The organism is Alkalibacterium sp. s-m-28, assembly GCF_054658175.1.
In genome coordinates, this window is sequence record NZ_BAAGIQ010000281.1 from 1 (window position 1) to 439 (window position 439).

The 439-nt window shown below is 36.2% G+C and carries 1 protein-coding gene; it reads left to right on the top strand.

Annotated elements, in window-relative coordinates; genetic code table 11:
- Positions 1 to 280, top strand: a 280-nt coding sequence (locus ACYQ4S_RS12325) for a transposase (RefSeq protein ID WP_459771463.1), incomplete at its 5' end; no start/stop codon positions are given.
- Positions 281 to 439: the final 159 nt, after the last annotated feature.

Here is a 439-nt window from a genome sequence, read left to right on the forward strand (position 1 = left end):
GTTCGACCAATTAAGTAGTCCTGACTTTTACACAAATGCGACAAAGCTACAAATTGCCTTACTCGCCTACAATTTTGCGAATTGGTTTCGCCGACTCTGCTTACCTAGAAGTATGAGTAAAAGCACCATAGCAACTGTTAGAATTAAGCTGATTAAAATAGCAGGTAAAGTAATCAACACAGCCCGTTATACGACCTTCAAACTATGTAGCAGTTGTCTTTATAAAAAACACTTTTGGTTCGCCTTGAAAAAAATTCAGGGCATACCGCTTATTGAGTGACCCAATCAATAGCCATTCATCATTTTAAAAATTGAAATCATCTCGAGGGATAAGTCTGCCCATTTTTAAGTTTGATGGGAAAAAGCGGATAGAGAAAAGTGAAAATTTAACGAGCAACCATACTTATTTAGTTATAAAAACTAAATTTCCCTAACTGGC